Origin of the sequence: Endozoicomonas sp. YOMI1, from assembly GCF_024606345.1 — a bacterium.
Taxonomy (GTDB): domain Bacteria; phylum Pseudomonadota; class Gammaproteobacteria; order Pseudomonadales; family Endozoicomonadaceae; genus Endozoicomonas.
In genome coordinates, this window is the sequence record NZ_JAHHPM010000408.1 from 1 (window position 1) to 10,204 (window position 10,204).

Sequence of the window (10,204 nt, forward strand, 5' to 3'; positions counted from 1 at the left end):
CGTTACCGTGAACACCAGCGACAGTTATGGCAGTAGCCCGGACTGCGCCGGAGTAACATCTGAGACGTCCCGTTATGTGGGGAGCAGCAACGGTATGTCGGTTGTTCCCTGCAAAGACCAATGTTCATTACTGCATTTGCCACAGCTTCCCATACTCAAGCTGCTGGGCTACTTATCTTTCCGGGAGATACTCGCCACTGCAAAAACGTGTACGTATTTAAACCAGGTAATCACCAATGCAAATCTGCTGGCCAGAAGGTGGTTTGCAACATTGGCAGCACACCGGCAAAACCAGTTCAAAGAGATTGCCCGGGACATCAGTGATCCTGACCTGCAGTACTGGCTGGGACAATTTACCATGGATACAACGGTAGCCAATAAGCTTTGTAGCCAATGCCTTGGAAAGCAAACAACAGACGACGATCTTAAAACCTGTGAAGCACAAAAAAGGAAATACTTCCCCCAGGTCCTGTTTTACACGGTGGGTCAACTGATGGCTAACTGTCGACAATTCAAACCGGTTCTGACAAAGCGCATTATTAATACCCCTGATGTCAATACCGTCAGCTTTAGCACCCATGGCGACCATTTAGTGATCTTCAGAAACAATCATACCGGGACAATATTTGGCTTCACAGCGCACTGCCAATGGAATGAACAAGCTGGATTCAGCTATCATTCCTGGGTCGACCCTCCTTCCCCCACCGTCAAGACCAGCTTCATGACCAGCGGCCATCATGTATTGGCCTGGGATGGATACCATGCCGCAAAAATCTTCGCCTATAACGCCGATAACAGCTGCACGGAACAACTCTCCATTGTCCATAAAGACAGGATCATATCAGCTGACTTAAGTTACGATGGTCATCAGGTAGTGATTACCTGTTTTGATGGCAGTGCCAAAATCCACAGCTGGAACGTCGCTGGTCACTGGACGTTAGCTGCGGACATTGCCGATGGCGGGCGGAGCTTGAAGGCTTGCTTCAGTCCCGATGGCAGTCGGGTACTGACCCACTCAGACTCATGCACAAAAATCCACAGGCGGAACGGGGAAGGTGGCTGGGCATTGGAGGCCACTAGTAACTTCGATGCCAACTCTGTCACGTTCAGTCCCGATGGTAACCAGGTGCTGATGTTCGGTGTTAGGGGGATGGCAAAAATCCTTAGCCTGAACAAAGATGGCTGCAGACTTGAGAGCTCTACCCTCGGTAACAACAAAGACTGGATCATACGGGCTGCAATCAGCCCCGATGGTTGCCATGTCATTACCGTCAACCACCGAAACGCTAAAACTGACAGCATTACCCTAAAAATCTTCAGTCGTGACGGCAACGGCAACTGGACAGAGAAAACCGGCAATATCCCCATTATTATCCCCCTTGATCCTGACCTACCCCCCAAATTCAGCCCCGATGGCTGCCATGTGATGGCGGCCAAAGATCTTTCTAACCTTGAAATCCTCAGCTGTGACAAACACGGCAACTGGGTGCAGAACTCTATTCCCTTGAGGGGAAAAATAAAAAAAGCCTTCTTCAGTCCCGACAGCAGCCATGCGGTGGTAATCGTCCCTGGTCATCACGCCGCCAGCATATACGGCTATAACGCAGCCAGAGGCTGGATTGAAAAAACCATCATTCGCCATGACCACAACAGGCCACAAATTGACGCCAGCTTCAGTGCTGATGGCCGTCATATTGTCACTTTCTGTTGTGGCTGTCGTTGCCAGGCCCATGCCAGTGCCAAATATCACGCAAAAATCTACGGTCGCAATGGGAACGGTAATTGGCTGGAAAGAGCCATTATTACCCATACTGGCCCGATCCGTTCAGCACGCTTCAACGCCGATGGCAGCCATATAGTAACCGCAAGCGCGGATGGTACTGCAGTAATCCTGGGCCGCTATGCCGACGGCAGCTGGGTGAATAAGGCCATTCTGAAGCACAGCTTTGCGGTCCGATCTGCCATCTTCAGTGTTGATAGCAGGCAGGTGGTCACCGTATGTGGCAAGCACATTGTGAATATCTGGCGTCTTGTCACTGCAGGCAGGTCTTAGAACGAAACTATGCAAGCCGAATTCAGTCCAGGTTGATGGTAGCCGCCATCGACCAATTCACAGAACACACGGGAAGAATGATCAGCTGGCTGACATTACTGCTGGTATCCGTCGTCTGTACCGTTGTGGTTTTGCGCTACTTGCCCAACATCGGCTCCATCCTGACACCTCCTTTTGGTAAGGTTTATAATTAGTCGTCTAAATAGAGATGGCAGGCATCCAAACCTGCCATTTAGCATACAAAATGTAAAACATACAATGAGCTATTCTGACGCCAGGCGAGGGTTGACAGCGGGAGATAAAAGCACACGTTTAAGCTCATCTTTTAATTCCTCAGGAATATCCAGACGATCAACTAAAATCGCTACTTCGTTGAAAGTCGTTGCGTTAAACCTTTGCCTGTTAGCCGCACGCTTAAAGGCTTCTTTAGCTAAAGTCCGCAATGAGGTACGGGACCATTCCAATTCATAATTTGCTTGTGCAACAGCCGCTTTTAGCCGAATCCTATTATCAGGCACGTACTGATCAATGCTTCTGAAAACCCCTTTTTCAATACCTTTTTCATACAACGCCTGACATCTCTCAGCGTCAATACTTTCGATATAACGGGTGTCACTTAATTCTCTCAGTAGAAGACAGACGATATGATCATCACAGTCCACGTCCAATAATACATTGATGGTAGTTGCTAACAGGGCATTAGGGCTGTATTTCTGTTCTACCAGCTCATCCTTATCTTCAGGAAATAATAAATGATGTGAGTACATAGAGAACGGATTCTGATCCAATATAACCTGTACTATTTCAACACTATTATTTTTTGCTTCAGCGGCTTTTAAAAGAACAATTGGTATAAAGCCATGACTGCCATCAGTTACCGGTGCCCCAAATTTTATCAGCAGTTTCACCGCATCAATATGCCCCTGTTTGATAGCAGTTAACAGTGGTGAATCTCCGTTTACATTTTGATCAAAGGCAGGTACCCCTGTTGACAGCAGTGTATTCAGAGATTCAACATCCCCTCTTCTTGCTGCTGTGATCACCAGCTGAAAATGCTCTTTGCCCAATACCAGGCCATATTTATCGATAAGAAGTTTAAGTGCTTTTGGTCGTCCTTGAACATAAGCCTCCATAAGGGCATCGGCTGGAGCTTTATTATGTAGAAGCAAGTTTAAAGTTTCATGATCGCGATTAGTGCTTGCCAAATAAGCCAGCTGTTTATGCCTTTTGTCAAAATTCATGCCATTTTCAATCATCCAGCGAACATTATCAGTATCTTTTTTTCCAACATAATGCTTGATAAGCATGCCAGCAACGGGCTCCGTTCGGGCAATTTTCCGCCCTAAGACAGACAACTGGTTATACATAAAATTATAGGTTGCCGACACCACCCAACGACTAGCCTCAACAAGAGAAAACCGGGTAGCAGAAGGAACATTAACCTTGTCATCCATGGTGTTTGTAGCGCTAATACTTGCTGAAGACCCTATTGGCAGATTTCCTATTCCGTTGTCCATCCTCCAGAACTCCCATAATCTATTTAATCAATACCCCTTATCCTGTTACTCAATGTCAATTGAATAAAAAGCAGGCGTTTTGCTGACATTTGTTTACCTCAGGTCTGGTATCGTTCGGTTCGCAGTATCTTGCGATACTGGCTCTATCCATTTTCAAAAGCCCTCACATAAACAAGACAATGCAGCATTGAAATTGTGAAATCACAGATTTCCTACATTGATCAGAACAATCATACTTTTAAAAGTTCCCTTCAGGTTCGATTAAAGTCATGTGCTGGTCTATTCACAGATGCAGTGATGAAGGCATTCACGCTGCCGGGGTCATTCCCAGCACGGGGATTAGGTACTATGACTGGGAAAAGCCTGTCAGCAAAAACAGGTGCGCTCAGTAAAACCGCTCCGTGAAAAAAGTTATTTGGTCATTGTTATGAAACCGATTGTTGAGTTCTCAAAAGGTGCCTATAGGCGTGGGTGATTGATATCACCTGCTTTTGGATCCATTGTCATTTATTATCCGTGGATACAACGGGTATTCGATTTCGTATAAACCTCATGGTCATCAGTCATAAGCTTTGGCTTAACTGATACAATGGGAATTTTCACTGGTACTCAAACCTATGTTATTAAAAATTATTCGTAATGTATTAGGCTACGGTATTGCGGCTGCGGATAAGCTGACCCGCCCTAAAGCGATGGCACGTTCACCAGAACAGCAAGCCCGGGTGAATGCACAAACAGCCAACATGACGCTCTACCAGTTTACGGCCTGCCCTTTCTGTGTGAAAACCCGCAGAGCCATTCACAAACTGGGCCTGACTATCCAGACCATGGATGCCATGAATGACCCTCAGGCCCGTAATGAGTTACAACAGATGGGCGGCAAGGTTCAGGTACCTTGCTTACGTATTCAGGAAGCGGGCAAAGATGATATCTGGATGTATGAATCCGGCGATATTATCCAATATCTGCAAAAGAGCTTTGGCTAATCCCGTAATGGTTTACCAGCTCCGCCCCTATCAAAAAGATGCCGTTCACCGTGTGATACGGCATTTTCGCAAATCCGATGACCCGGCCCTGATGGTGCTGCCCACAGGCGCTGGCAAGAGTCTGGTTATCTCCGAGCTGGCCCGCATTGCCCGTGGCCGTGTTCTGGTTCTGGCCCATGTGAAAGAGCTGGTCGAGCAGAACCACGCCAAATACCAAAGCTATGGCTTGAAGGCCTCCATCTTCAGTGCCGGACTTGGACAGAAAGAAGCCTCTGAACCGGTCATATTTGGCAGTGTACAAAGTGTTGTCAGAAATCTTAAACAGTTTCAGAACGTACCGGATCAGAAAGCATTCACCCTGTTGGTTATTGATGAGTGCCACCGGGTATCCATGGAGAAAACCTCCAGTTACCACAAGGTCATTGAACACTTTAAACGTCTGAACCCAAACCTTAAGGTTCTCGGTCTGACAGCAACCCCTTACCGTCTGGGGATGGGCTGGTTGTACCAGTATCATCAAAGCGCTGAAAATAAAGGGGCAGTCAGAACAGAAGAGCCTCGCTTTTTCAAAGAATGTCTGTTTGAGCTGCCACTCTCTTATATGGTTGACAATGGTTATCTCACGACACCAGAGGTGGTTGATGCACCCATTGTTTTCTACGACTTCAGCCAACTATCCCGGGATGGCTTTGGCCGTTATGGAGAACAGGAGTTGAATCAATTATTGAAAGGGAAAACCCGGGCCACCCGTGAAATCATCAATCAAGTAAAAAAAGAAGCCGCTACCCGTAAAGGTGTCATGGTGTTTGCTTCTACGGTAGACCATGCCCGTGAGATTATGGGTTACCTGCCAGACGATGAGAGTGCCCTGATTATTGGTGATACGCCCGCAAAAGAGCGGGACCGCTTGATTGCAGCCTTCAAACAACAGCAGCTTAAATTCCTGGTGAATGTGTCAGTACTCACCACAGGTTTTGATGCCCCCCATGTAGACCTGATCGCCATACTGCGGCCAACAGAGTCTGTCAGCCTTTATCAGCAGATAGCTGGCCGGGGGCTGCGTCTGGCACCGGACAAAAAAGACTGCCTGATTATTGATTATGCGGGCAACCGCTTCAGTTTATACAGCCCGGAAGTCGGTGAGCCAAAACCGGATTCAAAAGCGGTACCCGTCACGGTTCCCTGCCCTGCCTGTGGCCACGAGAATCATTTCTGGGGCGTGGTCGATAGCGATGGCGATCTGGTTGAACACTATGGTCGACGCTGTCAGGGCTTTGCAATGTTTCTGGACGACAACGGTAGCGAAGTGAAAGAACGATGTGAGTTCCGCTACCGCTTTAAACAGTGTGACCAGTGCGGTGCTGAAAACGATATAGCCGCCAGAAAATGTCACAGTTGCCAGAACGGACTGGTTGACCCGGATAAAAAACTTCGAGAGGCTCTGAACCTGAAAAACTGCCTGGTGATCCGCTGCTCTGGTATGGAAATGAGTGCTGACAAAGACGCTCAGGGCAAACAGCGCATCAGGATCACCTACCATGATGAAGATGGCGCCGAAGTCAATGAGTTCTTCAGGCTCGATACACCCTCTCAGCAAGGTGCGTTCTATCATCATTTTGGCAAGCATGCCCTGATTAATCGTGCTGAGCCATTCAGGGCGTCAACGGTGGATAATGTTATCCACAGCCGAAAGAAATTTCGCAAACCTGACTTTGTGATAGCGCAGAAGGAAAAGCAATACTGGAAAATCATTGATAAGCTGTTCGACTACGATGGTAAATACCGCAAGGCCGAAGCGCTCTGATGTACGTCACTTATCACATAACCGGGCAAACCCAGAACCGCATCAATCAGTTGATGATTAAATACAGCCCGAAGCATACGGTGGTGATCTGGGTTGCGTCACTGGCCTGTTTACTGATGCCACTGCTGGTCTTTCGGAACAACCTGAGCAACATTTTGCTTTCCGGACTCTTTGGCTCTGCCTTTATTACTTTCTTGATACTGAATCTTGGCCTCAAGTACGCCGTGCATAAACGCTTTGGTCTTCATTACCAGCCTGATCTTGATCTGGAGACTCGTACTCTGTGCCTTGAGGAAAATGGCATCAGCATCCGTTCATCATTATTGAAACCGGCATTTCGCCCCTATCAGCAAGTAAAGATGATCACGGTAGAAGACAATATTATTGTGATAGCAGGAAAAAGCGGTTGGCTTGAGATGATCCCCCGGGATCAGGTCACAGAGGGTAATTGTCGGCTATTGTTGGATATGCTCTGCCAGAGAGTCGGGAGAAAAATGAAAAGTTCCAGCTGAGGTCATCAAGTTAATCTAAAAAGTACTAGCCCAACCCATTTCCCGCAAGAAAATGAACGATGGTCTTTCCGGCCTGAGCCCGGTCGTCAGTCAATCCAACCGCTCCCAGCGCCTTATCAATTAATCGATCACCCACCATTGTGCGCAGCCTTTCACACACATCGATAAATAATCCGTCGACAAATTCAGGATGCGCCTGCCAGGTCAGGATTGAAGACCCCCTTCGCGTAACGGCGTTCTCACAGAAATCCGAGGTTGCCAGCACGGAAAAGCCCGGAGCCAATTGATCAACCTGATCCTGATGCACAGCCAGAACGCGAATAATACTACCTGACTTAAAACTTCCGAAATCAGACAGCCCTTTCACCGGATAAGCACCTAACCCCCACCCTCCGGGAAACTTATGAACACGGCCTCCCAGGGACTGATGAATGATCTGATGACCAAAACAGATGCCCACCAGCAATGCATCACTCCTGGAAAGGTCGACAATCAGAAGCCTGAGTTTCAGAATCCACGGCTCTGAGTCATAAGCAGAAGACTTACTGCCACTGATGATCCATGCGTCACATTGATCAACGGATGATGGAAAGCTGCCTTGATAACAGCGCCAGACAGAATACTGCCACTGACCGGGCATCACCCGGTCAACCATCATTTTGTAATCATTATCAAAGGTGCCAAAACGCTTAATAGCGTCTGGATGATGTTCATCGCACAATAAAATACCCAGTCGCTTGTTCAATTCCAGCTTCCCCGAAACCTGTTTTCTATTGTTCAACCGATACAGTCTATATCGACAAGAAGCCGATTGAGGATACAGACCGGAACATACCTCTCAAAGCCTGCTGTATAAGCAACCCATATTGGCATTGCCTTTAAAGCCTAAAGGCTGATATCCATCGTCCTCATGCTGAGATCACAACAAGTTTGAACAAATAACTAAATTTTTTTTCATCCAGAACTTGCGTTATCCGCAAATCCATCATTATAATGATAACCATTCTCATTAAGTTTAAAAAATAATTTACAGACCGGCTCAACCTGACTCTCCCCAAGCCCTTGTTGAGCCACCCAAGCACTTAACCTTTTGACTTAGGGAGGGACTGCCATCGAACGAAATTTCAGACCTGACTAACTGGCTAATGCCAGTGATTCGCAAATCCTCATCTTTAGGGCCTGAATTTCAGGCCTTTTTTTTGTTGTTTCTTGATCCGATCCTGTCCATTATTGATAGGCTGAAAAATTGCTTGTTGAGTATGCAGCAAGATATTGGCTATCAAATACCTTTCGGATGGCAACCTTGCTGCATTGGTCTAATCAGAAAAAGAGCCGCTTCCGATGGAACTACAGAAGTACAGAATGCCCTTGCTTGGCGGGGAAATGAAAGAACTCGCTGACTATGAAAACAAGGTCATTTTAATCGTCAATACCGCCAGTAAATGTGGCTTCACTCCCCAATATCAAACCCTTGAAGAGTTATACAGCAAATACAAGGATCAGGGGCTGGTCATCCTGGGCTTTCCCTGTAATCAATTTGGTCGTCAGGAACCCGGAGACAGTGAAGAGATTGGTACTTTCTGTCAGAAAAACTACGGCGTTACCTTTCCGATCTTCGAGAAAATTGATGTTAATGGTGATCATGCCGCGCCAATCTATAAAGATTTAAAATCCGAAGCGCCCGGACTGCTGGGTACTCAAAAGATAAAATGGAACTTTACCAAGTTCCTGGTCGGTCGCAAGGGCGAGATTATTGACCGGTATGCCCCCACCACCAAACCGGAAGATATCGAAGAAGATATCTGCAAAGCATTAAGAGAGAGCTGAGCGGGCCGACAAATTAAGAGTCTCAACAACTTGAAACTCTTATACCGTGGATATTAACAAAGCACTCTCCCTGCTGGCTGATCGTAACGGTTCAGAACTGTTTTTGACGGTCGGCTACCCCCCCTGTTTAAAAGTCAATGACCAATTGGTATCGATAGCCAAAGCTTCACTTACCAGTGAGCAGGCACACCATATTTTTGAAAACATGATGGGCGAAGAGCGCTTTAAAGAATTCTGCGAGACTCGTGAAAGTAATTACGCTTTACAGAACCCGGACTCAGATCGTTTTCGTATCAGTGCATTCTTCCAAAGAGGGGAACCCGGAATGGTCATCAGGCGCATTCACCATCATATTCCTTCCCCCCAAGAGCTTGGCCTGCCGGATATTTTTTGCAACCTGATTCTTCAGGAGAGAGGTTTAATCCTGATTACCGGGCCGGCAGGTGCCGGTAAAACAACCGCAATGGCATCACTGGTGAACCATCGCAACACTGTGGGTAAAGGGCATATCATCACCATTGAAGACCCCATTGAATTTATCCACAGCCATAGACAGTGCATCGTCACCCAGCGAGAAGTTGGACTGGATACCCAATCTTATGAAGAAGGCCTGTCGAACGCTCTGCGTCAGGCGCCAGATCTGGTGGTTATCGGAGAGATCCGCACCCCCGAGGTGATGAGGCATACCATTGAATTTGTGCAAACGGGTCACCTCTGTATCGCTACCCTTCATGCCAATACGGCCTATCAGGCGCTGGAGCGGATCATTCACTTTTTCCCCCGGGAGCAACATGAAGAGATTCTTCTTGATTTATCGCTGAGCCTGCAGGGGATTATGGGGCAACAGCTACTCAGCTCTGAAGATGGCACGGCAGCCTACCCATCCCATGAAATCCTGTTAAATACACCGGCGCTGGCAGATCTCATCAAAAAGGGCAAAGTGGATGAAATCCATGACCTGATGGAGCGCTCTAAAGACTCGGGTATGCAAACCATTGACCAATCCATATTCAAGCTTTTTGAAGCTGGAAAAATCACCGCCCAGCAAGCTATCCAGCATGCCGACTCCTCTAATAACATGCGTCTGTTAATAAAGATGCATGGTCATCAGGGAGGGGAAGACCATTCTGTAGCACACTTAACCATTTCCACGGATTAATTTTCTTACCCTCTTTATTCTATGCAAAGAATCTTTAAAGATCCGTCATGGACCATTGGCGTATTTGCACTGGATGAAACTGGTATTGAAATTCCATTCCCTCAAAGGGATGTTCATCTAATTCAAAAAGCCGCGGCGGCCTGAGAATAACACTGTGCAACAGGTATTTGCCTACTGCACAACAATTTATCCATGCTCCCCCATCAATGAACGCTGCCAGATTGATGTATCAATAGCCTGATCAAACTTAACACCACAGCGCTCCATTACTCCAACCTTTCTAAGTAGTTAGCCAAATGGAATCGTATATTTCTGGCTAAGTGGGCAGTTACTATGCAAGGCACAA

Annotated in this window: 8 protein-coding genes; 6 read left to right on the top strand and 2 right to left on the bottom strand. The window is 47.1% G+C overall.

The window, feature by feature from the left end; translation table 11 throughout:
- Window positions 1–2,053, top strand: a 2,053-nt coding sequence (locus tag KDK15_RS14545; RefSeq protein ID WP_257296109.1) for a WD40 repeat domain-containing protein, incomplete at its 5' end; no start/stop codon positions are given.
- 263 nt (window positions 2,054–2,316) lie between these two features.
- Here KDK15_RS14545 and KDK15_RS14550 read toward each other — a convergent pair.
- Window positions 2,317–3,570 (bottom strand): ankyrin repeat domain-containing protein, encoded by a 1,254-nt coding sequence (locus KDK15_RS14550; protein WP_257296110.1) that lies wholly within the window; start codon window positions 3,568–3,570, stop codon window positions 2,317–2,319.
- Window positions 3,571–4,187: 617 nt separating this feature from the next.
- On the opposite strand from KDK15_RS14550, the gene KDK15_RS14555 reads away from it, so the two are divergent.
- From KDK15_RS14555 to KDK15_RS14565, 3 genes are read left to right on the top strand one after another with little or no spacing between them, the layout of a single operon-like run.
- Window positions 4,188–4,556, top strand: coding sequence for a glutaredoxin (locus KDK15_RS14555; RefSeq protein ID WP_257296111.1), 369 nt, complete (start codon window positions 4,188–4,190; stop codon window positions 4,554–4,556).
- A 7-nt stretch (window positions 4,557–4,563) separates the two neighbouring features.
- Window positions 4,564–6,360 (top strand): DEAD/DEAH box helicase, encoded by a 1,797-nt coding sequence (locus tag KDK15_RS14560; protein WP_257296116.1) that lies wholly within the window; start codon window positions 4,564–4,566, stop codon window positions 6,358–6,360.
- On the top strand, window positions 6,360–6,872 hold the full coding sequence (locus KDK15_RS14565; protein ID WP_257296112.1) for a hypothetical protein: 513 nt from the start codon (window positions 6,360–6,362) through the stop codon (window positions 6,870–6,872). The genes KDK15_RS14560 and KDK15_RS14565 overlap by 1 nt, the downstream gene beginning before the upstream one ends.
- Window positions 6,873–6,897: 25 nt before the next feature.
- Here the strand turns inward: KDK15_RS14565 and KDK15_RS14570 are convergent, their stop codons facing one another.
- On the bottom strand, window positions 6,898–7,617 hold the full coding sequence (locus tag KDK15_RS14570) for a type 1 glutamine amidotransferase (RefSeq protein WP_257296113.1): 720 nt from the start codon (window positions 7,615–7,617) through the stop codon (window positions 6,898–6,900).
- 596 nt (window positions 7,618–8,213) lie between these two features.
- Here KDK15_RS14570 and KDK15_RS14575 point away from each other — a divergent pair.
- Window positions 8,214–8,699, top strand: a complete 486-nt coding sequence (locus KDK15_RS14575; protein ID WP_257296114.1) for a glutathione peroxidase — start codon at window positions 8,214–8,216, stop codon at window positions 8,697–8,699.
- 46 nt (window positions 8,700–8,745) lie between these two features.
- Window positions 8,746–9,858, top strand: a complete 1,113-nt coding sequence (locus KDK15_RS14580; RefSeq protein ID WP_257296115.1) for a PilT/PilU family type 4a pilus ATPase — start codon at window positions 8,746–8,748, stop codon at window positions 9,856–9,858.
- Window positions 9,859–10,204: the final 346 nt, after the last annotated feature.